A 24,740-nucleotide genomic window follows, 5' to 3' on the forward strand; every position below is an offset into this window, starting at 1 on the left:
ATAAATTTTACTAAAACCTTTTATTCAAATATAGAATATGATTTTTAAAAACAATCAACTAAAAAATCCTTAAATCATTAATCAAAAAGTAGCAGAACAGATCAGGAAAAAACAGAAAATTCAAATTTCTCGGGTTAACGCATTGTAAAAAAGCAAAAAAGGATCTTTTTGCATCCGTCTTTACTGTATTTTAGCCGCAAATCAATACCCCATTATGAATTCACTATCTATCTTTAGAAAAGTAGCCGTTGCAGAAGGGATTTCTTATATCCTGTTAATTTTTATTGCAATGCCCCTTAAATATTTTGCAGATCTTCCTCTGGCCGTAAAATACACAGGCTGGGCACACGGACTATTATTTGTACTTTACATTGCTTTTTTTATCATGGCCTGGATGGATAACAAATGGAAAACAGGAAAATCAGCTCTGATTGTACTGGCTTCATTGCTGCCTTTTGCCCCATTCTATGTGGATAAAAAGCTAAAAGAAGATAATTAGAAATAAATTTTGCTTTTTATAATTCATTTTATACATTTGCAACCCGCTAACAAAGCAAATGCCCAGCTGGCGGAATTGGTAGACGCGCTGGTCTCAAACACCTGTGGGAAACCGTGCCGGTTCGACTCCGGCGCTGGGTACATACCGGACAAAAGTCCAAACCTTAAAGGGTTGCTCATTAAAAAGCAACCCTTTTTTCTTTACTTTCGGTTTGCTTATCTTTATACCGCTACTCTTCATTCACGACATACAATCAACAAATGGAAGTTATAAACGAGATCGTTTTTCAAACAGGGATAAGTAAGAGTTCTCATCTATCTTTAATACCCACTAGCCGTGCAAGACTATTATAAACTACATGCCGACGCGCTTTATAACTTCAAAAATGAAGCAAGAAAAGCCTTTTCCATTATCTGCAGTAGCTTTGGCTTAAAAGAAGAAAATATTGTCCTAACAGAAATGGATAATTTATTTCAGATAAGATTTTCGAATCACAAGATCAGGATTGTAGTAGAAGGTGTTAACTGGGGGATGAATACAAACATTCATTTTGGGATTAACGCAAAGAATAGTCCCCTATATAGCATTCTGCAACTGATAAAAGAACGAAAACCTGCAATACCTGTTGAGGGCAATCAAATTGATCAACTCTATGGATATTCTCATTACCTGATGACCTATGCTGCAGATATTCTAAAAGGAGAAACCAACTTTTTTGATCAGCAGGAAGAACTGGCCAGGCAAGAAAAAGAAGACTCCAATAAAGCCCTGGAAGCCGAATCGACCAGAAAACTTTCCGAAGGTTATTTAAAAATTAACGTGCCCACCGGAGAACCGGTCTGGCGAAAGCCTCGTCCATCGCTATCAACGTATAGTGATATTAAAGGTAAATTTCCACAGAGCATTGAAGTCCTATACAATCCGGGCGATTTATTGAGTTATGCTCCTTCCGAATCAGCTATCATCAGCAATTGGAAAATAGACCTGAATAATATCGTTTTGAAAGATGAAATAATTTGTGAGATATGTACAGACAAAGTTTCAGTTGAGGTTGTTGCTCCCCATACCGGCCGGCTGATATGGCTATTAGAAGAAGGTATCGTGTTTAAATCTCCAATCTGTATTGCGTTACTGATAACCTGAGTTAGTAAAAACGCTGATACTTGGGCATCAAAAAAGCAAACTTCAATTAAGCTAATAGCAGTTTCCCAATTGGCTGTCTACAAATATATCTTGGTCACCATAATTCGATGTCTTTCCCTTATCTTTGCCAATAATTCAATATTCCCATACTGTGATCAATGTAAATAACATCTCCGTTTCATTTGGCGGAACCACTCTGTTTAGCGACGTAACCTTTTCGATAAACGAGAACGATAAAATTGCCCTGATGGGTAAGAATGGCGCAGGCAAGTCGACCATCCTAAAGATCATTGCCGATGTGGCTAAACCTAGTTCCGGGAACGTAACCGGTCCAAAAGATGCGGTAATAGCGTATCTACCACAACATCTGCTCACCCATGATAAGGTGACCGTTTTTGAAGAAACAATGAAAGCCTTCGAAGAGGTAAACCAAATGCAAAAAGAGCTTGATGAGCTGAATGAGCAGCTTACCATCCGTACAGATTACGAAAGTGATGATTATATGAAGCTGATCGAACGTGTATCGGAACTGAGTGAAAAATTTTATTCGATCGAAGAGATCAATTATGATGCAGAAGTAGAAAAGGTATTAAAAGGCTTAGGCTTCGAGCGTAAAGACTTTACCCGCCAAACCTCTGAGTTTTCCGGCGGATGGCGGATGCGCATCGAACTGGCCAAAATTCTATTAAAGAAACCCGATCTCATCTTATTGGATGAGCCGACCAACCACATGGATATCGAAAGTATACAATGGCTGGAAGATTTCCTCATCAACTCCGCAAAAGCAGTGATGGTCATTTCACACGATCGTGCTTTTGTAGATAACATCACCAACCGTACCATCGAAGTTACGATGGGCAGAATATACGATTACAAAGCCAAATACAGCCACTATCTCCAGTTGCGTGCTGACCGTCGTGTACACCAATTGAAAGCTTACGAGGAACAGCAACGTTTTATCGCAGATAACCAGGAATTTATAGACCGGTTTAGGGGAACCTATTCCAAAACCCTGCAAGTGCAATCGCGCGTAAAGATGCTCGAAAAGCTCGAAGTTATTGAGATCGATGAAGTAGATACTTCGGCATTACGATTGAAATTTCCACCATCTCCACGTTCTGGCCAATATCCTGTAATTGTAGAAGAGCTCACTAAAACTTACGGCGATCATGTTGTATTTAAAAAAGCATCTATGGTGATCGAAAAAGGAGAAAAAGTGGCTTTTGTGGGTAAAAACGGAGAGGGTAAGTCGACGATGATCAAAGCCATTATGAGTGAGATCGACTTCGAAGGAGAGTTAAAAATAGGCCACAATGCCAAGATTGGATATTTTGCCCAAAACCAGGCTGCGCTACTTGACGAGAACTTAACGGTGTTCGAAACCATTGACCAGATTCCATTAAGCGATGGTACTGTAAAAATCAAAGACCTTTTGGGTGCCTTTATGTTCAGTGGCGACGATACGACAAAAAAAGTTAAGGTACTCTCCGGAGGAGAGAAAACCCGTTTGGCCATGATCAAGTTGCTCCTGGAACCTGTAAACGTGTTGATACTGGATGAGCCAACCAATCATTTGGACATGAAGACCAAAGACATCATCAAAGACGCCCTTAGAGATTTTGATGGCACTTTGATTCTCGTATCCCACGACCGGGATTTCCTTGATGGACTGGTAAAAAAAGTATTCGAGTTTGGAAATAAGCGCGTCCGGGAACACTTTGAGGACATCAAAGGATTCCTGGCCTACAAGAAAATGGATAGTCTAAAAGAAATCGAACAAAGCTAAAAAAGGTATTTGCCCTAAAAACACCTATTGAACGCAAAAAAGCCTTAGATTTCTCTAAGGCTTTTTTTGCAAATAATAATTTATACATATGATCACTAAAAACTTTGACGTCATCATCATCGGAGGCAGTTATGCCGGCTTATCCGCGGCCCTCTCCCTCGGCAGAGCCATTAGAAAAGTATTGGTTATAGACAGTGGAAAGCCCTGCAACCGTCACACACCCCATTCTCACAACTTCCTTACACAAGATGGAAAAACACCCGCTGCTATTGCCGAAACCGGAAAAGAACAAGTCCTGCAATACCCAACAGTTCAGTTCATGGATGCAGGGGTTACAGAGGTAAAAAGAGAGAAAGAACAATTTCTGGTATCCACCTCCAGCCATCAGGATCTTACAGCAAAAAAATTGCTGTTTGCAAGCGGTGTAAAAGATCTGATGCCAAATATCGAATCCTTTGATGATTGCTGGGGAATCTCAGCTATCCATTGCCCCTATTGCCATGGCTACGAATATAAAGGGCAAAAAACGGGTTTACTGGCCAATGGCGACATCGCCTTTGAATTCAGTCAGTTGCTCCATAACTGGACAGACCAACTGACCATATTCACCAATGGCCCATCCACCATTACAGCCGCACAAGCAGATCAACTGGCACTGAAGAACATATTTATAGTAGAAAAAAAGATCAGGAAGTTCCAGCACCTCAAGGGCTATATTCAATCCATGAATTTTAATGATGGAAGCACCTTTCAGCTCGATGCTATCTATGCAAAACTCCCATTCGAACAGCACTGCCTGATTCCTGAGCACCTCGGGTGTGAAATTAACGAACAAGGATATATCCAAATAGATGAATTCCAAAGAACCTCCATACCCGGCATATATGCTGCAGGCGACAACACCACAAGCATGCGTTCTGTCGCATCCGCTGTCGCTGCCGGAACAAAAGCCGGTGCCTTTATAAACCACGACCTGATCTCCGGAAAATAACTTCACAACGGGATTAAAACCCTCTTTTACCTAAAAGACCCGGCTGCCGCCAGGTCTTTTATCAATTATTTATCAAGTCTTTCTCTCAACCGGAGCAAATATTTATTGCGGTAATAAAGGTCCTTGATCTTCAACAAAGATTGTTTCTGCTGCTCCTCATCCTGTGTTTCAAAACCAGAAGTCAACACCAACAGCTCATCAAACAGCTGCTTTTCAATCAGATCCACCTCTGCTTTAATCGCCAGTAACTTTCCTGCATCAGGTTCAAATTCCAGCTCCATCAAAGCTTCATTCACCTCCATCATTTCCATCAAAAAATGCTGAGGAAGCACATAATTCTCTCCTTCTGTCAAAAGACCTTTCAGTTCGAGGATATAATGCAGGCGTTTCTGCGGATCGCCCAATACCTGATAAGCCTTATTGTTCAGTGTAGACAATTCCAATACCTCCTCCTGTTTCTCCTGGCTTTCCATGATATAAAAATCTGGGTGAAACTTTTTGCTCAACTCATAAAACTTCTGTTTAATGACAGCAGGATCCGGATTAAAACTCAAGGATAAGCCATACAGCTCAAAATAGTCCATAAAACTGCCTACTTAATAAAAGCTTTAAATATATCGTTCCCCAACACAAAAACCATCAAGGAAAGCAGCAGAACAAAACCTACAATCTGGGCACGTTCCATAAATTTATCACCAAGTGGTTTCCCTTTAATCATTTCAATGATCAGAAAAACAACATGTCCGCCATCCAGTGCAGGAATAGGTAATAGATTCATAAAAGCCAAAGCAATAGAAATAAAAGCCGTAGACGCCCAGAATCTTTCCCAGATCCATTGACCTCCATAAACCTTACGTGCAATCTCTACAGGCCCTGAAAATGCCTTTGTTGCCTTAACTTTACCCGTAATGACTTTCCAGATACCTTTAGCATTGGTACTAAACTGAACCCAAGCCTGTTGAGCACCTATAGGTAAAGCCTGGAAAAAGCCGTAATGAATCGTTTCTATCTTAATCTCATGAATATTAAATCCAATACCTACTGAACCAGCCGTATCTGCAGGCAAATTCAGGTTTAAACTCTGCCCGCCACGGTTTACGGTAAATACCATTTCCTTGCCTTTCAGCTTTTTCACTTCCTGGATCACATCAACATTGTATTTTACAGGTACACTATTAATTGCTGTAATACGGTCGCCTTTATGCGCACCCGCTTTAGAAGCTGGTTTTCCGCTCATCACACTATCAATGGTTGAGGTCAGTAAAGGCTCCCTCGAAATAAATTCCTCTATTCCCAGATCAGAAACTTTATTCAGAATGTTATCCGGAACTTTAATATCAATTGTTTTCCCTTCTCTGATTACCGTCAAATTCGTATTACCAAGCAATACTTTTGGGCTGATCAGTTCATCAAAACGCAGTACTTTATTTCCATTTACCGCAATGACACGGTCTCCCTTTTGTAAACCTATTTCTTTACCGATCACTCCGGGGTTGATTCCATTCTGAACGGAATTATTTGGCACATAGGTTTCTCCATATTTAAATGTCAGCATCCAGAAAATAAAAATCCCAACAATAATGTTCACAACCACACCACCTAACATCACAATCAGACGCTGCCAGGCCGGCTTGGACCTGAATTCCCAGGGTTGTACAGGTTGTTCCATCTGTTCCGTATCCATAGATTCGTCAATCATCCCTGAAATCTTAACATAACCACCTAAAGGCAGCCAGCCAATTCCATATTCACAATCTCCGCGTTTAATGCTAAATAACTTCACACCCCAGGCATCGAAAAACAAATAGAACTTTTCTACTTTAATCCCAAAAGCACGTGCCGCCAAGAAATGTCCTAATTCGTGTAATATTACCAGTATCGATAATCCCAGCAATAACTGGGCAGCCATAATCAGTCCGTTCATATATTATTTTAATGTTTTTATAATTAGATCAATAAAAATTACTTTGTTACGAGTTGGTGGGCAAATATACGCGTATGATGATCGGTTTCTAAATAATTATTCAGTACCGGCTGACCAACAAAAGGCATATCCTCCATACAACGTTCTATAATATCACTCATTTCCAGGAAACCTACTTTATCCTGTAAAAAGGCATTTACAACCACCTCATTTGCCGCATTTATAATACAAGGCATATTACCCCCTTTTTTCAATGCACGAAAGGCCAGATCAAGGTTTCTGAAATTCAAATAATCCGGAGGGAAAAAATTCAACTCAGGATAATCCATAAAATTAAAACGCGGAAGCTGGCTCTCCACCCTGTTCGGATAGGCCAGTGCATAATGAATCGGCAGTTTCATATCCGGTAAGCCCATCTGGGCTTTCATAGATCCATCTTTAAACTGTGCAATAGAATGAACTATAGACTGCGGATGTACAATGACATCAATCTGATCAACATCTAAATCAAACAACCACCTCGCTTCAATCACCTCCAGCCCTTTATTCATCATAGATGCAGAATCGATCGTGATTTTTGCCCCCATCACCCAATTGGGATGTTTCAGGGCCTGTGCCTTCGTCACTCCAGCCAGATAGGCCCGGTCCTTCCCCCGGAAAGGACCACCTGAAGCTGTCAGGTAAATTTTTTCTACCGCATCAGATGCTTCACCAACCAGGCACTGGAAAATTGCCGAATGCTCAGAATCCACCGGAATAATCTTAACACCATGTTTTCTGGCCAGTTCCGTGATCAGTTCTCCCGCCACCACCAAGGTTTCCTTATTGGCCAAACCAATATCTTTACCCGCTTCAATCGCCGAAATTGTTGGTTTCAAACCCGCAGATCCGACCACAGCAGTCAAAACCAGATCACTGACAGGCAAAGCCGCAGCTTCACATAAAGCGGATTCTCCCGCAAGAACTTTAATTCCTGTTCCGGCAAGGCCCTCCTTTACGCTTTCATATTTCCCCTCATCAGAGATCACCACCAGTTCGGGTCTAAATTCCCTTGCCTGCTGAATCAATAAAACGTCATTAGACTGAGCCGTAAGTGCTGTAACCCGGTATCGTTCCGGATTGGCCTTCACTACTTCCAGCGCTTGTGTACCAACAGAGCCCGTTGAGCCCAGTATGCTTATATTTTTTTTAATCGCCAAAAGCTTTTTCTCCTTCAACATCTGCAAAGACGTTGTTATTTAATCGTAAAATTACTTAAACTATCCGCAATCTTTCTGTCATTCGCTAAACGGGGAACCTTATTTTGTCCACCCAGCTTCCCCTCTGCTCTCATATAACTCACAAAAGCCTCTTTTACCAAAGGACGAATAATCAACGGCTGTAAAATCTTCCCTTCAATGAGGTCAAAGTAATAAATATTTTTCTTTTGCAAAACCTCATCCACCCTTCTGCTAAAAGCAACAAGGTCTGAAGGCACATTTCCAAACTCTATAAACCACTCATGATAAGGCAATCCACCTTCCGGATCTACCACCTGTGGTGCCACTGTGAATTCCGTAATTTCAATCCCCTCCTCATTGGCTACACTCATTAAAGCGTGCTCAACCTCTTCACCAATCACATGCTCTCCAAATGCTGAAATGAAATGCTTGATCCTCCCTGTCACCATAATCCGGTAGGGATCTTTAGATACAAATTTTACCGTATCTCCTATGCTATATCCCCACAAACCCGCATTGGTATTTAAAATCAAAGCATAATTTACATCAAGTTCAATTTCGCCCAGACTCAGGCGGGTAGGGTTGTCATTATAAAATTCATCTGCAGGGATAAATTCATAAAAGATCCCCGCATCTGCCAGTAAAAGCAATCCTTTATCCTTTTGACTGTCCTGATAAGCAATAAAACCTTCCGATGCAGGATAGGTCTCAATAGAATCTATCCTCCGGCCAATACTCGCTTCAATTTTAGCCCGGTAAGGCTCATAATTAACCCCTCCATAAACAAAGAGTTTAAAATTAGGAAAGATTTCTTTGATCTTTCGTCCTCCTGATTTCTCTGTCAGCCTGTCAAAATACATTTGTACCCAGGGAGGTATCCCAGAAATAACCGTCATGTCCTGTTCAATCGTTTCCTCAACAATTGCATCAACCTTCAGTTCCCAGTCTTCTATACAATTCGTGGCGTAAGAAGGCAAACGGTTTTTCTGCAAATAAGCCGGAACCAGATTCGCCACGATACCAGACAAGCGGCCAACTTTAATTCCATTCTTCTTAGACATGACAGGACTGCCCTGGAGGAAGATCATTTTCCCATTTACAAAATCTGCATTTCCAGTTTCATGAATATAGGTAAGCAAAGCATTTCTTGCCGCCTTAATATGCTCCGGCATAGAGTCTTTAGAAATGGGAATATATTTTGCCCCCGAAGTTGTACCAGAAGTTTTTGCAAAATACTCCGGTTTTCCCTTCCACATCACATCCGCTTCCCCGGCAACAACTCTATCAATATAATTCTTTAAGCCCTCATAATCCCTAACCGGAACCTGTTTCTTAAAATCTTCATAATTTTTGACCAAAGCAAAATGATGGTCCTTTCCAAAAGAAGTTTGCTTTGCCGAAGCCATCAGATTTTTAAGGGTATCCTGCTGTGCCTTCACCGCATTCTTCTTCCACTTGTCAATCCCCTTTACCACAAAAGCGGCAAAAGGTTTGCTCAACGCTGCTTTTAATCCCATAAACCTTGCTTAAACAATATTGTGAATGATATCAGGGTGCTCATCACCTTTATACTCGCTCATCATTTTTCGATAAGCAATGGTCAGAGCAACATTAGATAAAGGAACAATGATAAAAGAGCTTAAAATATTGATCAGGAAAGATACAATAGGCCACTGCATATAACTCACCAGCAGATACAAAATATAAAACCCACCCAACACAAGCAACAGCAGAAGAATTTTCGTGAAATTTCCTTTTGTAATGGCCAGACTAAATTTAATAGAGCCAAAAGGTGGTTGATTCTTATCAATGATGAAAAAAGGAAAAAAAGAAATTCGGATCCAGGTAATAAAAATAGCTACGGTACCCACAGAGATCGCAACATTAGTTACCACAGACATTTTTATCCCTGTATAGATAAAAGGAAAACCAACCAATGCCACCACAGAATATACCCCTACAATACAAAACATAAAATAGCACATCGCAATCAAAAACCGGATGATCTGCTGGCGGGTAGGCAACGTACTCACAATACTCACATCATGCTCTTCATCATCCAGCAAGTGAAAAATATACTTCAGCAAGGACAAATTAAGCGTAAAATACAGCATCACAAAAAGGGCAGCCATGAAAATATTCAGACCTTTACTCACGTCTTTCAGGAAAAAAGCCATTAAACCCGAGGCATTGGAAGTCAAAAACATTAAAAAGCATAAAGTGGCAATGGAAAAGTAATTCCTTTTGGTTAGTATCCAGGCTTTACCAATCACCTCGTTCACCGTAAAGGTGCTTTCTTTTAAAAATTCTATCATGATTGTTTCAATACTACTCTTTTAACAAAATCCTGTATAAAACCCATGCCGTAAGCAAAAAGCTGTATAAAAGATGCAATAATACTCAAAAATGCAACTTTAACAGATTTAGTCACACTCCAGGCATGAAAAAAAATCATTGCAAATATAATTAGCAACGCTGTGTTACAAATATACGCCAAAGGCGGATACAATATGTTCAATATTAAAGTTAGTATAATACCAACTGTAAAAGCAGCCGGAAAGAAATGGATCAATTTCAGCTCAGAAGGGAAATGCTTATAAATATTGATCCGGGCTCTGCCAAAGAAATGCAATTGCTTATAGAATTGGGCAAAACTAGTCCTTCTCTTGTGGTATACTTTTGCAGCAGGAATCAGTCCGATCTTAAAACCATGCTCGTGAATACGAATACTATATTCAATATCCTCCCCCAGTCTGGTTAAAATAAAACCGCCTGCCTTCTCCCAAACCTCGCGCGAAACCCCCATATTGAAACTGCGCGGATGAAATTGTCCAACGTGCTTCTTATTTCCGCGGATCCCGCCTGTCGTAAAAGGAGAGGTCATGGCATAACTGATCGCCTTTTGTACCGGACTAAAACTACTGTGCGCCGCATCCGGGCCACCGTAAGCATCCAGTTTATGTTCAAACAGATAATCCCTTACCGTTTCCAGATAATCAGCAGGAATAAGACAATCCGAATCAAAAATGATAAAATAGTCCCCCCTTGCATGTTCAAAACCATAGTTTCTGGCAAAACCCTGTCCGGCATTTTGTTTAAAGAAGTAATGAACATCCAGCCGGTCCTTATATTTTGCAACAATCTCCTTAGCATCATGGACAGAGCCATCTTCAATCACCAGCACTTCAAACTGCATGTAAGTCTGTTTGGTCAGGGTAGCCAGCAGTTCGTCTATTTCCTGGGGCCGGTTGTATAAGGGAATTATAATAGAAAAAAACATCCTTTAACTGATCTCCTTTTCTATCAGATACTGATTACGTTCAGGTGCATTACGCGTCACCAGTTCGGCAACAAAACCAGTTAAAAACAATTGTGATCCTACGATAATGGCCACTAAAGCAATATAAAATAAAGGCTGATCCGTAATTTCACGTTTATAAGGAATACCGGCAGCAATATGGTACAATTTCTCACCAATCATCCATAGAGCCATAAAAGTACCCAGTAAGAAACTCAATACCCCCAGCGACCCAAAAAAGTGCATTGGGCGTTTGCCAAATTTCCCGACAAAAAATATAGACAACAAATCCAAAAAACCATTAACAAAACGGCTAAAACCAAATTTGGTTACCCCATATTTACGGGCCCGGTGTTCCACTACCTGCTCACCAATTTTCTTAAAACCTGCCCATTTTGCAATAACAGGAATATACCGGTGCATTTCCCCATAAACCTCTATGGTTTTGACCACATCATTGCGATAGGCTTTCAAACCACAATTAAAATCATTCAGCTGAATTCCAGACATTTTCCTTGTCGCCGCATTAAACAGCTTCGTAGGAATCGTCTTGGTAATGGGATCATACCTCTTCTTTTTCCAGCCGGAAACCAAATCGTACTTTTCTTCTTTGATCCTTCTGTATAATTCGGGGATTTCATCCGGACTGTCTTGCAAATCGGCATCCATCGTAATCACTACATCACCCATAGCAGCTTCAAAAGCCACATTTAAAGCCGCAGACTTTCCGTAATTCCGCCTAAATTTGATACCCCTTACCCGATCAAACTTCTCTTTGAGTTGTTCAATAATCGCCCAGGAAGAATCTGTACTCCCATCATCCACAAAGAGAATTTCGTAAGTAAAATTATGTTCAGCCATCACTTTAGCTATCCACGAGGTGAGCTCAGGCAATGACTCTTCTTCATTATATAAGGGTACTACAACCGAAATGTCCATGTATGATTTACAACAATATAAACAATCTGCAAACTTAGATAAAACTGATTAAGCATTTATGAAGATTTATAAAAAAATTCGCATTTCATCATCTCCTTTAATTAAAATCAATTCCAGCCAAAAAAAATGATAATATTATGTATACTCGCGTTTAATTTGAAACACAAAATTTAAAAATGAAATCAAGCCCCGGAATCGCTAAGCATATTACTCCCCTATATCAACGCTCCGTACTGGCTTTTCTGATTTGCACTGCATTTTTTTGTACTCATGCCTATAGCCAGGCTAAAAATTCCATTGGTGCCGGTTTGGCACTCAATGCTTCCAAAGAAGGTTCAGGCTATGGAGGCGTTCTTCAGGGAGAGATCAAATTGGCAAAAGAATTCTCTATGGTACCCTCTATCGGTATCGAAACCCCTTATACCGGTTATTTTGGCTTAGGTGGCAAATACTATATTGAACCCGGTTTCTATATCCGTCTGGGTGCATTGGCTTATCTAGGCGGAGAAGAAGGAAGCAACAACGGAATAGGCGCCACAGCAAGCGGAGGCTATGAACTGATCTCGGAACAAAGAAGCATACTTGACCTCAACCTTCACGGTGATTTTATAAGAATCAACCATCAGGCAACACCGATTGTTGGTATCAGGCTAACCTACAACTTTTCATTTTCCAAGCAAGGCAGAATTCAGTAAAACCTTAACGAAGTACTTCTTCTAATTTTTCCAGAAGCGATTCCCCAAACAAGTCCTTCCCTGCAATACGTCCATCAGGACCAATCAGAAAATTCTTGGGAACAGCAGTTATCGCATATATTTGCGCAGCCTTATTATTCCAGCCCCTTAAATCACTCAATTGCGGCCAGATTAAATGATCCTCCCCCACCGCATTCAGCCATTTTTCTCTATCCGCATCCAAAGAAACAGAGAGGATCTCGAAGCCTTTGTTCTTAAACTGCAAATATAGCGTCAACAAGTCTAAATTTTCTCCTCTGGAAGCCTCCGACCAACTCGCCCAAAAATTCAGTAAAACATACTTACCTTTAAATGCATCCAAAGAGATCTTATTTCCATCGGCATCAGGTTGGCTGAAATCCATCGCCTTTACCCCTATAGCCGTCTGTTTTTCCACATTAAGCCTGCGCAACATTTCCTTACCGGATTTTGAATTTCTCAACCTGGGACTTAAACCACTCAACATCTTCGTAAAGTTCCCGGCACGCATCATGCGGCTACGTTGCGCCACCAGATCAAGTGTAACATAAGAATCAGGATGCGTTTTTATAAAAAGTTCATCTATTTCTCTCATTTTTCTAACCAGGGGCTGCATTTCTGCACTAATGGCCTGGACTTTTTTGTTTGAATCTATACCAAATCCCTGGCTCTGAATTAGCAGAGGAATCATTTCATCCTGTAAATTCAACATCTTATCCCGCTCTTCACGCTTCAAACCCTGCAGCGAAAGCAGCTCCTGCTGTGTCTTGCCGCCGGTAATTACCGCTGTATTCATTTTACTACTGCCCTTCACCAAAACAGTTCCTTTCTCGAGAAAAAAATCCTGTTCATCAATCTTTAGTAATTGCTCCACATAAGAAGTATTCGGATGATCTTCCAATGGCAGGAAACCTAATGTAGCTTTAACCGGCAGAGCCGAAGGAGCCGTTCCTGAAAAATCAAAAAGCCCGTTCCTGGTCACCATAGAATCCCGTACCTCTTTATGGTTCAGGTTATAGGCCAGCACCACCTTCATCTCCTTTTTCAGCAAGGTAAATGCACCATGAATCTTAAATATTCCCTGGGCATTTCCATTAAAGACCAGGAAAAGCAATAGTACAAAAAGGAATGCCATCTTTCTCATGAACTGACTATCTAACAAAATCCACACCACAGCAACATAATGGCATTAAAAATGCGGGGAAGAAAGCTGAGTAAATTTTTAAATATGAATTATATCGAGCCCAAAGTGGCAAAACTAATTGACGCCTTCGTAGATATGATCCCTTCCCTTTTATTTGGACTAATCACCCTGTTTCTCGGAATATGGCTCATCAAATTTCTGATCGGCTTTTTAACCAGGCGGTTCACCAAAGGAAATATCGACGTTTCCCTTTCCTCCTTCCTGATCAGTGTACTAAAAGCCATCCTTTATCTATTACTGATCCTCCAGGTGGCCTCAACGGTTGGCATTCCCACCACTTCCTTTATTGCCGTTCTGGGTACTGCTGGTCTTGCCGTTGGATTGGCCCTGCAAGGCAGCCTTTCCAATTTTGCGGGCGGAGTCCTGATCCTGCTGTTCAAACCTTTCAGAATTGGACACAGCATTTCAGCGGCCAATGGCGTTAGCGGAACTGTCCTTAAAATAGACATTCTCTACACCACCCTAAAAGCTGCCAACGGCACAACACTTTATGCCCCTAATGGCCCCTTGGCCAATGCTGTGATCAACAATACCTCAGACAATGAAACGCGGATGCTCGAATACATTATTGGAATCTCTTACAATTCCAATATAGACACCGCCAGAAAACTCATTCTGAATTTACTGGATAAAGACCCGCTTGTCCTGAAAACGCCACAACCGGTCGTTCTTGTCAGTTCTCTTGGAGAAAACGCGGTGAATCTGACTATCCATGCCTGGGTAGCTAACGGTGACTACACCAAAGCCTATTACAGTAATTTTCAAAAGATAAAAGAAGAATTAGACAACAACAGTATTTCCACACCTTATCCTCAGCGAGAAGTACATATTCTGTCACCTGCCCCCACTCCAGGTGATCAAAAATAATTTAACCTGTAAAGTCCGGCCTTTAAGGCTGGACTTTAAGTATTCCATCCTTGGTTACCCACAGCTGAACAGCCTTACTATTGTCCAGCACCACCTCCAGTTTATCACCTGCTTTATAATCCTCAGCTTTAAAACAAGCCAAAAGTTCATCCTCAACTCCATTCAATTCAGTTTTAAGCTGTTCAATCACTTCTGTCTGGCTCTTGATCTCTTTATTCAGGCCCGAAATTTCCAGTTTCAGATCAGGTGTTTGAACATCTGCCAAAAGATCCTTCACAAGTTTTTCCACCAGGGCCAGATCTTTCTCCAGTTCTAGCAACTCCGTTTTAGACTGACAAAAACTAAGTGCTAATTCATTGATTTTCATTTTATTATAATTTAATCAACAAGGTAGTCATAATAATCTGGTATCTACTGTTTTTAATGGATTGATTTAAGTATCCTGTTCCATCTGATCTTGTTCAAACCAGTTCCCAAGCTATCCTTACTCATCCAGGTAATCATAGCTTTACCCACAATATGGTCTTCTGGAACAAAGCCCCAGAAGCGGGAATCCTCAGAATTATGTCTGTTGTCGCCCATCATCCAATAGTAATCCATTTTAAACGTATAATGATCTGTCTTTTTTCCATTGATCAAGACGCCATCTCCATTATTAACCATACTGTTATGCTCGTAAAGTCTTATGGCCTGTCCATAAAGTGCCACTGCTGACGAATCCAGTTTTATGGTCCATCCCTTCTTTGGAATAGTCAATGGGCCAAAGTTGTCATATAGTTACCACATCACCAGGTGTCCCGATACACCGTTTAATATAATGTGTCCTCATGTCCACCGGCGTGTTGTCTTTTGCTTCAGGAGGATAATTAAACACAACCACATCCCCGCTTTTAACCGATGATAGTCCTGGCAAACGAAAATAAGGAAGTTTGACCCCATCCCAATAGGTTTTGATCTTACTTCCTGTTACAGTAGACTCCAGAAAAGGAATAGACACTGGAGTCATTGGCATTCTCGGGCCATAAGCAAACTTGCTCACAAACAAATAATCACCAGTTAAAAGTGTTCCTTCCATAGAACCGGAAGGAATAGCATAAGCAGAAAACAATAGTCCTTTAATTATCGTAGAAGCTATAACTGCAAATAAAAGCGCATCAAACCACTCTCTTGGTTTGCTTTTCTTCGGTTTAGACTGCGCTGTCTTTTTGTTAAATAAACTAGTCCATTTCATACCCAATTCATTTTATTCAGAATGTCCATTTTTGATTTAGAAAGCCTGTATTTGTTACATCATTTTCTTTATATTTACATTGATCACCAGCTCCCCAACGAATGAAAGGTAAGTCCCCACGCCTAAGCAGTCAAGAACTACTGGAAATTCTTTCCATGTCTGAAAACGCGACTGCAATTTACACCACCGATGACATTATTATCCAAACCGCCAACGATTCCATGATCCAGTTCTGGGGCAAAGACCGGAGCGTTATAGGTAAACCGCTGGAGGAGGCCGTTCCTGAGCTACAGGGACAACCCTATATTGAGATCCTGAAGGAAGTTTGGAGAACAGGCAAAACCTTTGAAGCAAAAGACGCCCCCGCCGAACTTTCCACTGGCGGAAAACTTCAAACCTATTATTTCAATTTTAAGTACCGTGCGATTCCTGCAGCCTCTGGAGACACCTATTGTATCCTCCACACTGCGGTAAACGTCACCGAAAACATAAAGTCCAGAAGAAGGCTGGAAAAAACAACCGACACCCTCAAGCAAGCACTTGACTCTGCCGGGATGGGCACCTGGAGCAGTGACCTGATCTCTGGCGTACTGACCATTTCCAAACAATCCAGGCTGATCCATGGGCTTACTGATGAAAAGCACCTTACCCTTGAAGAATCCTTCAAAATGATTGACCTGGCTCAACGTGAAATGGTTGCAGAAACCATTCGTGAAGCCATCAAAACAGGAGAAGCCTTTGAGGTAGAATACCTGATCCATCCCTTAGACGACGACAAACCTAAATGGCTTCGTTCTACGGGCAAGGCCTATTATGATCAAAGCGGCACACCGCTCAGCATCTCCGGCATTATCCTGAACATCACCGAACAAAAGCAAGATGAAATGCGAAAGAATGACTTCATTGGAATGGTAAGCCATGAGTTGAAAACACCGCTTACATCCTTAAAGGGTTATGTACAATTACTGAATGCCAAGGCGAAAAAAGAAAATGATGCCTTTGCGGTGAATGCGCTTTCCAGAGTAGAAATCCAGGTCAATAAAATGGGTTCCATGATCAACGGCTTTCTCAATCTCTCCCGTCTGGAATCGGGTAAGATCCACCTCAGCAAACAAGATTTCAATCTGGAAGAACTCCTGGCAGAAAGCATTGAAGAAGCACGCCTCACCGCAACAGAGTACAACATCACCTTACATGAAGGCGAAACCATACATATCCATGCAGACCGTGACAAGGTGGGCCAGGTGATCTCTAATCTGCTCAGTAACGCGGTTAAATATTCTCCAAGAGGAAAAAGCATAGAACTGTTTTTCAAAACAGTCGACAATATGGCCGTAATCAGTATAAAAGATGAAGGAATGGGCATTAAACCCCAGGATATAGATAAACTCTTTGAACGTTATTCCCGCATTGAAAGTAAACATACCCAAAACATTTCAGGGTTCGGAATCGGCCTCTACCTCTGCTCAGAGATCGTTCAGCGGCATGAAGGTAAAATATGGGTAGAAAGTGAAAAAGGCAAAGGCTCTACCTTCCACTTTAACCTTCCACTCTCCCTTGAACAATAAGACATAAAAAATGGCCGGAATTTCTTCCGACCATTCGTGGCCTTAAAGCCCCTTTTATTTTTCTATAACGATTTAATCTCTTCCGTTTCCTCGTATAAAGGCTTTTCCTTTTTAATTATTGCAGCACCAATCAAGCTCACAATCAGTCCAAAAAAAGTATAGGTAATCGCCGCACCGAAACCAATAAAGTAAATCATATAAGGCCTCATCATTTCCACCCCTTTAATCTTATTGTCATCATCACCAGCAGTCTCTTTGGCTTTGTCAATTAAATTATCAAATGCCGAACGGTCTAAAACCTTATAATATAACATCAATAAAAGAGCAAGAAACAAACCTGAGTATGCCGCAACTTTAAAACCTGCCGAAAAAGCCCTTCCGAAGGTAATATAGCCTCCAAGCTCTTTCTTATGATTGGTTTGCACATACACAATAGCCAGGATAAACGGAATATAAGACAATGCCGAACTCAATATCTTTTCACCTAAAGGAAGATTAGTATTGTTCGTATCAATACCAATCATTTTGAAAATATAAATTAGTGCCAAGAAATAAACAGCGTAGGCAAGTGCCCCTTTAAAAGCCAGCACATTTGGCTTTTTTTCCATTTCAATAAGTTGTTGTTGCATTTTTATTGTTTTAGATAAACATTAATTTAAACAGTAAACACCCAAAAATAAACTAGGATGTCCGGATATTGTTAAAATTAGTAATTAACGTGTAAACTGCAACATCAAAACCAGGTTCGGAACTATATTTCTCCAGATCCTTAACTACTGCCTCTGTTCCTTTAGGTTCATAAAAGAAAGCCATAAAAGGCACAAATAACTGCTCCATTTCTTCTCCCAGATCAATCATATCAGCATGGCTGCAAATATCTTCTATGCTGCTCTCCGCAAGTTGCTGATTGCTGATCAGGTCTTCATAGATCATAAACTCATCCTGAAACTCGTCCTCTTCCACCAATAAAAATTCTTTCAGGAAATCACCAAGTTCCGGTTTGATCTGCTCATCATGACACTCGTTAATGTACATCAGCAGATTCAGCAATTCCGATCCGCGGTCAATGGTTTCCTCTTCAATATTCTCCCATTCCTCTGTGTCCAGGTAGTCCTCTTCCAGCTTTTTCATATCACTGGAGAAGAAATTAATCATCAGCAAATCGAAGAAAACCTCTCTAAGCTCATCAAATGCCGGATTTTCATCAAATACTGCATCAAATGCTTCCACTTTCTCTAAAAAGCCAAGGTCCTGATTAAAAACCCCGATCAAATCTTTCTGCAAATCGGCTGAATCTCTGCCAGCTGTTGCAGCAAATTTATTTAAGGATGCAACTAAGGCACCTTCTACTTTACTATCCATATACTTGATATTGTTTATGATTATATACCAACACCACCTTACCGGTTAATGTTTCATTTAACAAAGGTGAATTGGCAGACTTAGATCTGTTGCTTTCTGCATTATACAACCACTGATCCTGTGTTCTGAACAAGGTAAAATTCGCCTCTTCGCCAACGGCCAGTACCGGCACAGGCAAATTCAGTATTCTTCGGGGCGCAATAGCCAGTTTCGCTGCAATTTGTCCAGCATCCAGACCCGCTTTCAGCAACAACGGCAATGCGGTTTGAAGTGCTATGATGCCGTAGGCAGCAATTTCAAACTCTACATCCTTGAACTCTATTTCATGCGGGCGGTGCTGCGCACTCACTGCATCAATTGTCCCATCCTTTAACCCGGCAAGCAAAGCCTTTACATCAGCCTTACCACGCAAAGGTGGCTTTACCTTATAATTACTATCAAAATCATTCAGTAATTCTTCCGTAAAAACCAACTGATGAGCGGCTACATCACAGGTAATCCTGATCCCATCTTTTTTTGCTTTTTTAATAATGGCCACAGAACCCGCTGTAGAAATCGTATTGATATGTACAGGTGCATCATGGTAACCAGCCAGAAAAATATCCCGGGAAATCTGCATTTCCTCAGCCAGAGCCGGAAGCCCTTTCATCCCCAGCAATACACTGGTTTTACTTTCATTCACCTGCGCCTTCCCTGCGATAGATTTATTTTCCGGATACACCATCAGCAAACCATCAAAACCTTTGCTGTACTGCAAAGCACGGCTCATAAAGCCATCATCAGTAATAGGCTTTAATCCATCTGAAAAAGCTACAGCACCCGCCTGCTGCATATCATACAATTCCGCCAGCTCTTTCCCTTCCAGATTATGGCTGATGGCACCAATTGGATATACATCCACCAGGTTATTTTTCGACCTGTTCAGCACATACTCCACCTCAGATTTAGAATGCATCACCGGTTGGGTATTGGGTAAAACTGCAATACCCGTAAATCCACCCGCAGCTGCAGCAGCTGTAGCTGTACGGATATCTTCCCTGGTTTCAAAACCCGGATCACCTACAGAACAGTTCAGGTCAAAAAATCCAGGAGAAAGATAAGCGCCCTTCCCTTCAAAAACCTCTTCTCCTTTTTGAGGTTTCAGCTGCGCTGAAAGCGCCGTAATTTTCCCTTGTTCTACACGTACATCACAAGTTTGCCCGTTAAACTGGCTGCTGGGATCGGCAATGGTAACGCCTGTAATCAGAAGGTTCATGTTTTTTGTATATTCTTAGTGTTGTTAAAAAATCGAATCAGTAATACTTCAACCGCTAGAAAAACCGCACACAAAACTAGGCAAAGTTTCCATAAGTCTGTGCGGTTATTTTTCGGAGTACCGTCTAAAGTAAGCGCATCCTTTCCACTGTGATAGAGCTCTATTTTTTGCTTTGGAAACAATTCCTTCAGCTTCGTATCCTCTGTATATCTGCCATCAGATTCCCGCCTGTCTTCGTTAAATGCATAGACACTCTGCACAGAATCTGCTTTTTTCAGTTCATAAAATCCAGGTTTCCGAACCTGATCCGCTATATAGATCAAACTCTTTCCATTGGCCTGCCTCAATTCAGGAATCGCCTCAAAATGATCTGCAACCAGGCGCAGGGATTGATTGGTCCCCAGACTGATCTGCTCACTCTCCAGCAAATCATCATTGCCAATCGTATAATATAAAGGCTGCTTTTTAGCACTCCCAAAAGCCACTTTATACATCAACGGAACAAAAACCGGATGCTGAGGCAGATTACTGTCCTTGATGTTCGTGGAAGTTGCACACAAATAGATCTTTCCTGCACCCAAACCAAACTGGGCAAAAAACAATTGGTTAGGCGGCAGCGTCATCAGATTTTGCTGTACATTTTTCTGCAGCTCTGCAAATCCGAAATAACGGCTCACTTTGGGCAAATCTATAGAAGAAGGAATATGTTCAAAAACCTCCCGGAAAACCTCATGTTTTAAATCTATAGCACTTACATTCAACTGTTCTGTATGCAACACTGAAACACGCGGCAGTGACAATTCGCTCAAAAAAGCCGAATATTGTGCCTGATTTCCGTCCAGATCGGGAAAAACCACAACAGTTCCTCCCTGATTCACATACATCCGCAACTGTTGCGACAAACCGGAAGAAGGAGATTTCAGCCCGTTCAGTACAATCAGGTCATATTTCCCCAGCGCTGAGTACCGGATATTCGATTCTGGCATATCGGTCACTTTAAAATAAGCATCCGAAGCATAAAGTGCATCAATATGTCTTTCTCCAGGGTCTCCCTTAATGTTCAATACACTCCTGCTGGCCTCCACTTTAAACGTAAAATTTAAATAGTCGTCAAAAACAACCGGATAATCCTTAACACTCAACAAACCCCGGTGCCAGCCTTGCCCAAGACCTCTGAAGGCAATCGTATCGTTTACCGTTCCATTTGCCGGGATATTCAAATTATGTACCGCTTTTTGAGTATGGTCAATCGTCAATTTCACCGCAATCCCTGAAGCGGGCTCTTCCGTATAATTCCGAAGTTTGACCACCAATTTCTCTGCATCTCCGGGTTTATGCACAGCAGATAAAAACCAGACACTATCTGCCGCAATATTCGGCATCTTGTTCGCCTGTAATTTCACCAGGGTAACCTGCTCCTCCTGATCTGAAGAAACAAGGGCTTTGCTCCCGGTAAAACTCTCCTGGAAATCTGATATCAAATAAATAAACCGGTTGGAATTCAAATCGCGGTGACCATCCAGACGATTCATGACCTGTGAAAGCCCTCTGTGTACCGGAGAGATCTTTACCTCGTCCAGGAGTTGAAGCAGTTCTTCCCCTCTAACCTGTCTCTGGTGTTTTCCCTCAAAATCATTGGTCAGCAGCTGAAACTTATCATTCGGGCCGTAAGACTTTACAATCTCCCGCACTTTCCTTTTCGCCTCATCCAGTAAATTACCATCCTTATTAACCGCTTCCATACTATAGGAATTGTCTACATAGATCAAAACCAAGGTTGGAGCAGCCGGATCCATTTTCTTTCCCGAAAACCAGTAAGGCCTGGCAAAAGCCAGAACCAGGAATACAATAGCCAGTATCCTGGCGAACAGCAACAACAGATTTCTGAGCTTTTCACGCGAAGCCCCCCGTTCCTTTACCTCTTTAAGGAACTGTACATTACTAAAATAAACTTTGGTGTATTTCCTAAAATTGAACAAATGAATTAAAACAGGTATTGCGACCGCCGTAAGTGCAAAAAGAAAACCTGGATATAGGAAATTCATTAAAAACCAAAGTTAGAGAAATTTTTGCAATTTACTCCAAAGTGTTTCATCTAATCCATAAACATCCGGACGTACCTGCAAAGCACCATTCTGCCACCAGGCTGTGATGTAATTGATGATCAAGGGAACCTGTTTCTTCGTACTGAACCATTTTGGCTTCAGCTCAAAAACATTTACCGTATCTGCCTTTTTAGCTAATTTTTTCTTGTACACCTCCATTTTGGTGGTATCCAATGGCGGCAGGTTGACCTCCATACGCAACTGATCGAACTGATATTTATCGTTCACCAGCATTTCAGCAAATTCCAAAGGTTTTTCCACACGTACACAACCGTGGCTGATGGCCCGGTTCGCCCTGGCAAAAGCAGACTTATTATTGGTATCATGCAGGTAAATGCTCGATCCATTGTCGAAAATAAACTTAAACTTCCCTAAAGCATTTCCTCCACCAGAACCCTGTTTAAATTTAAAAGGCAAACGCTCTCTCGAATAATGGCTCCATTGTATCGTATCCGGATCCGTCACCAGCTGTCCTTTATAGTAGACTTTGATATTACTGTTGGATAAATAATAAGGATCTCTGGCTGCCTGATAATAAATCTCACTCTGCGCAATGCTCGCAGGAATATTCCAGACCGGATTTACCTGTATAGAATTGAGTTTGCTGAACAATATCGGGGTTTCATGATTTTTAGGTTTGTCATCCAGTTTACCAGATTTAAGATAGGCTTTGATCTTTTCCTCATAGCCCTGCTCTCTTTTCCCCCCAACACAAACCTTCATATTTTTTAAAGTGTCCCCATCCTTAAACCAGGTTAAAGAGAAATCAGGAATATTCACTTCCACATATTGGGTACCCGTTTCGGGAAGTTTCCACCGCAGTCGCTCCATGTTAACCAGGATGGTTCTTGCGCTCTGGTCGGCCGTATCCTTCAGGTTATGCCGGGCCAATTCCTTCTTTAAAGCCGCATATTGCACCGACTTGGGTTGTGCAGCACTCAACTCTGCAGCATAATTCCTGGCATCCAGCAGTTTAACAATACCCGCACTGTCCTGCCTTTTAACAGGAATATAATACCGGCTTAGGATTTTACGAGGGTTTAGTACCCCAAAATTCACAAAATCATAATATTTGATCAATGACTCCGATGCATTCAACTCCAGATCAGCGACAACAGGATAAAGCGCATCAATCGTTTTGAAATCATTGGCATCCAGGCTCATTTTCAATTCTTTGAGCCGTTTCAAACCAAATAAAGACGGATTAAAGCCATGTTCCCCGCTCTTTTCCAAATAACTGATCAGACTATCCAGATCACCATTGATATAATGATGGGTTACAAATACAGGACTTCCCTCCTTATGCTCATAATAGGCTCTAAGGGTTTTTGGATTTGTTAAATGCTTTCGGGATTCCTCCAGGCGTTGATTAAAAACCTGGTTATAGGCAGCTGTATCAAAATCCTTGTACAGTTTATTTTTAAAATGCTCTGCTAAAACAAGGCCCACTTCGGGCGTTTTCTTAAACCAGTTGCAAGCCTGAAGCAATAAGGCAAACAGAAAAATTAGCGTAAATGTTCTTTTCAAATCAGTAAATATGTTACAAAGGTACAAAATCAAATTAAATGCCATTTATTTTTTGATTTGTCGTTTCAATCGATATATTTGCATTCCTCAAGATGCATTGCATTAACGATTAGGAACTTATAATAAATGAAAAAACATTTGAACCATCACTTACATCTGCACCATCGCCAATTGGCGATGTATATGTAATGTTTTGTACTTCAAAACCTGTTTCCGAATTTATATTTCTTGTTCCATACCATAATCAGCAATAGTGAAAACACTTAAAATAGCTATCCAGAAATCGGGTAGATTAAACGAAAAATCAGTAGAGATCCTTAAAAACTGTGGCCTTTCTTTCGAGAACTACAAAAGTTCCCTTATTACATCCGTAACCAATTTCCCATTGGAAATTCTTTTCCTTCGCGACGACGACATTCCGGAATACGTTCAGGACGGCATTGCAGATCTGGGTATCGTAGGAGAAAATGTAATTACCGAAGCCGGCGCTGAGGTAACCTATTTACAAAAACTAGGTTTTGGGAAATGTACCCTGAAAATTGCCATTCCGAACGAAAGCCAGATCACTGAAATTGCTCAGTTGGGTGGTAAAGCCATCGCGACCTCTTATCCTGTTATTCTGGAAAAATACCTTAAAGACAACCATGTCAATGCAGACATCCGTACCATTTCCGGTTCAGTAGAAATTGGTCCCGGACTTGGCCTGAGCGATGCCATTTGTGATATCGTTTCTACTGGTGGTACTTTAAAAAGCAATGGCCTGAAACCCTTTGCAGAAGTCATGAAATCCGAAGCGGTACTGATCGGAAAAGAGGGCTCCGACCTGCTGCCGGAAGTACAGGAACTTTTACAGCGCATCCGCTCTGTACTGCGTGCAAAAGAAACCAAATACGTGGTCCTGAATGTGGCCAAAAAAGACCTGGAGAAAATCGTAAACCTACTTCCGGGCGTAAAAAGTCCAACCGTCGTTCCACTTTTTGATGAAGACTGGGTGGCCGTTCACTCTGTTATTGCCGAACATGATTTCTGGGAAAAGATCAACAGCCTGAAAGCCGCAGGTGCAGAAGGTATTGTAGTCATGCCGATCGAGAAAATCATCTCCTAAGCC

Annotated in this window: 24 protein-coding genes and 1 tRNA gene; 9 read left to right on the plus strand and 16 right to left on the minus strand. The window is 41.3% G+C overall.

The window, feature by feature from the left end; translation table 11 throughout:
• Positions 1–214 precede the first annotated feature (214 nt).
• The 5 genes from R2S08_RS11300 to R2S08_RS11320 all read left to right on the plus strand — a co-directional run bounded on the left by R2S08_RS11300 (position 215) and on the right by R2S08_RS11320 (position 4,419).
• Positions 215–499, plus strand: a complete 285-nt coding sequence (locus R2S08_RS11300) for a DUF3817 domain-containing protein (protein WP_133780261.1) — start codon at positions 215–217, stop codon at positions 497–499.
• Between the two features lie 60 nt (positions 500–559).
• Positions 560–639 (plus strand) — tRNA-Leu (locus tag R2S08_RS11305).
• Between the two features lie 196 nt (positions 640–835).
• Positions 836–1,642, plus strand: a complete 807-nt coding sequence (locus tag R2S08_RS11310; protein WP_316835279.1) for a lipoyl domain-containing protein — start codon at positions 836–838, stop codon at positions 1,640–1,642.
• Positions 1,643–1,793: 151 nt separating this feature from the next.
• Entirely contained in the window at positions 1,794–3,428 is a 1,635-nt protein-coding gene (locus tag R2S08_RS11315) for an ABC-F family ATP-binding cassette domain-containing protein (RefSeq protein ID WP_316835280.1), read from the plus strand.
• 88 nt (positions 3,429–3,516) lie between these two features.
• Complete coding sequence (locus tag R2S08_RS11320; RefSeq protein WP_316835281.1) at positions 3,517–4,419, plus strand: NAD(P)/FAD-dependent oxidoreductase; 903 nt, start codon at positions 3,517–3,519, stop codon at positions 4,417–4,419.
• A gap of 65 nt (positions 4,420–4,484) precedes the next feature.
• Here the strand turns inward: R2S08_RS11320 and hscB are convergent, their stop codons facing one another.
• From hscB to R2S08_RS11355, 7 genes are read right to left on the minus strand one after another with little or no spacing between them, the layout of a single operon-like run.
• A complete protein-coding gene (gene hscB / locus R2S08_RS11325) occupies positions 4,485–5,003 on the minus strand; it encodes a Fe-S protein assembly co-chaperone HscB (RefSeq protein WP_316835282.1) in 519 nt (172 codons plus the stop codon).
• Between the two features lie 8 nt (positions 5,004–5,011).
• Positions 5,012–6,343, minus strand: a complete 1,332-nt coding sequence (gene rseP, locus R2S08_RS11330) for an RIP metalloprotease RseP (protein WP_316835283.1) — start codon at positions 6,341–6,343, stop codon at positions 5,012–5,014.
• A 38-nt stretch (positions 6,344–6,381) separates the two neighbouring features.
• Complete coding sequence (locus R2S08_RS11335; RefSeq protein WP_316835284.1) at positions 6,382–7,563, minus strand: 1-deoxy-D-xylulose-5-phosphate reductoisomerase; 1,182 nt, start codon at positions 7,561–7,563, stop codon at positions 6,382–6,384.
• A gap of 14 nt (positions 7,564–7,577) precedes the next feature.
• The gene (locus tag R2S08_RS11340) at positions 7,578–9,080 is read right to left on the minus strand and encodes a GH3 auxin-responsive promoter family protein (RefSeq protein ID WP_316835285.1); all 1,503 of its coding nucleotides are present in this window, start codon (positions 9,078–9,080) and stop codon (positions 7,578–7,580) included.
• Positions 9,081–9,089: 9 nt separating this feature from the next.
• Positions 9,090–9,878: a hypothetical protein gene (locus R2S08_RS11345; RefSeq protein ID WP_316835286.1), complete on the minus strand. Its 789-nt coding sequence runs from the start codon at positions 9,876–9,878 to the stop codon at positions 9,090–9,092.
• Entirely contained in the window at positions 9,875–10,843 is a 969-nt protein-coding gene (locus R2S08_RS11350; protein ID WP_316835287.1) for a glycosyltransferase, read from the minus strand. Before R2S08_RS11350 ends, R2S08_RS11345 begins: the two co-directional genes overlap by 4 nt.
• Before the next feature lie 3 nt (positions 10,844–10,846).
• On the minus strand, positions 10,847–11,800 hold the full coding sequence (locus R2S08_RS11355; protein ID WP_316835288.1) for a glycosyltransferase family 2 protein: 954 nt from the start codon (positions 11,798–11,800) through the stop codon (positions 10,847–10,849).
• A 176-nt stretch (positions 11,801–11,976) separates the two neighbouring features.
• On the opposite strand from R2S08_RS11355, the gene R2S08_RS11360 reads away from it, so the two are divergent.
• The gene (locus R2S08_RS11360; protein WP_316835289.1) at positions 11,977–12,495 is read left to right on the plus strand and encodes a hypothetical protein; all 519 of its coding nucleotides are present in this window, start codon (positions 11,977–11,979) and stop codon (positions 12,493–12,495) included.
• Between the two features lie 4 nt (positions 12,496–12,499).
• Here R2S08_RS11360 and R2S08_RS11365 read toward each other — a convergent pair whose 3' ends face one another.
• Positions 12,500–13,657: a TlpA disulfide reductase family protein gene (locus R2S08_RS11365; protein ID WP_316835290.1), complete on the minus strand. Its 1,158-nt coding sequence runs from the start codon at positions 13,655–13,657 to the stop codon at positions 12,500–12,502.
• Positions 13,658–13,741: 84 nt separating this feature from the next.
• On the opposite strand from R2S08_RS11365, the gene R2S08_RS11370 reads away from it, so the two are divergent.
• Positions 13,742–14,584, plus strand: a complete 843-nt coding sequence (locus R2S08_RS11370) for a mechanosensitive ion channel family protein (RefSeq protein WP_316835291.1) — start codon at positions 13,742–13,744, stop codon at positions 14,582–14,584.
• A 22-nt stretch (positions 14,585–14,606) separates the two neighbouring features.
• Here the strand turns inward: R2S08_RS11370 and R2S08_RS11375 are convergent, their stop codons facing one another.
• The 3 genes from R2S08_RS11375 to lepB (R2S08_RS11385) are packed head-to-tail and all read right to left on the minus strand — an operon-like array spanning position 14,607 to position 15,815.
• A complete protein-coding gene (locus R2S08_RS11375; RefSeq protein WP_316835292.1) occupies positions 14,607–14,951 on the minus strand; it encodes a hypothetical protein in 345 nt (114 codons plus the stop codon).
• Between the two features lie 53 nt (positions 14,952–15,004).
• Complete coding sequence (gene lepB, locus R2S08_RS11380) at positions 15,005–15,340, minus strand: signal peptidase I (RefSeq protein WP_316835293.1); 336 nt, start codon at positions 15,338–15,340, stop codon at positions 15,005–15,007.
• Between the two features lie 13 nt (positions 15,341–15,353).
• Positions 15,354–15,815 (minus strand): signal peptidase I, encoded by a 462-nt coding sequence (lepB, locus tag R2S08_RS11385; RefSeq protein WP_316835294.1) that lies wholly within the window; start codon positions 15,813–15,815, stop codon positions 15,354–15,356.
• Between the two features lie 101 nt (positions 15,816–15,916).
• On the opposite strand from lepB (R2S08_RS11385), the gene R2S08_RS11390 reads away from it, so the two are divergent.
• A complete protein-coding gene (locus R2S08_RS11390; RefSeq protein WP_316835295.1) occupies positions 15,917–17,383 on the plus strand; it encodes an ATP-binding protein in 1,467 nt (488 codons plus the stop codon).
• Between the two features lie 62 nt (positions 17,384–17,445).
• Here R2S08_RS11390 and R2S08_RS11395 read toward each other — a convergent pair whose 3' ends face one another.
• The 5 genes from R2S08_RS11395 to R2S08_RS11415 are packed head-to-tail and all read right to left on the minus strand — an operon-like array spanning position 17,446 to position 23,632.
• Positions 17,446–18,012 carry a DUF4199 domain-containing protein gene (locus tag R2S08_RS11395; protein WP_316835296.1) on the minus strand — a complete coding sequence of 189 codons (567 nt, stop codon included), beginning with the start codon at positions 18,010–18,012 and terminating at the stop codon, positions 17,446–17,448.
• Between the two features lie 52 nt (positions 18,013–18,064).
• Positions 18,065–18,745, minus strand: coding sequence for a hypothetical protein (locus R2S08_RS11400; RefSeq protein WP_316835297.1), 681 nt, complete (start codon positions 18,743–18,745; stop codon positions 18,065–18,067).
• Positions 18,738–20,000, minus strand: coding sequence for a dihydroorotase (locus tag R2S08_RS11405; protein ID WP_316835298.1), 1,263 nt, complete (start codon positions 19,998–20,000; stop codon positions 18,738–18,740). The genes R2S08_RS11400 and R2S08_RS11405 overlap by 8 nt, the downstream gene beginning before the upstream one ends.
• A complete protein-coding gene (locus R2S08_RS11410; RefSeq protein ID WP_316835299.1) occupies positions 19,997–22,045 on the minus strand; it encodes a BatA and WFA domain-containing protein in 2,049 nt (682 codons plus the stop codon). Before R2S08_RS11410 ends, R2S08_RS11405 begins: the two co-directional genes overlap by 4 nt.
• 12 nt (positions 22,046–22,057) lie before the next feature.
• A complete protein-coding gene (locus R2S08_RS11415) occupies positions 22,058–23,632 on the minus strand; it encodes a L,D-transpeptidase family protein (RefSeq protein WP_316835300.1) in 1,575 nt (524 codons plus the stop codon).
• Between the two features lie 253 nt (positions 23,633–23,885).
• On the opposite strand from R2S08_RS11415, the gene hisG reads away from it, so the two are divergent.
• Positions 23,886–24,737 (plus strand): ATP phosphoribosyltransferase, encoded by an 852-nt coding sequence (gene hisG, locus R2S08_RS11420; RefSeq protein WP_108552181.1) that lies wholly within the window; start codon positions 23,886–23,888, stop codon positions 24,735–24,737.
• Positions 24,738–24,740 lie beyond the last annotated feature (3 nt).

It is taken from the genome of Pedobacter nutrimenti (assembly GCF_032678445.1).
Classification (GTDB): Bacteria; Bacteroidota; Bacteroidia; order Sphingobacteriales; family Sphingobacteriaceae; genus Pedobacter; species Pedobacter nutrimenti_A.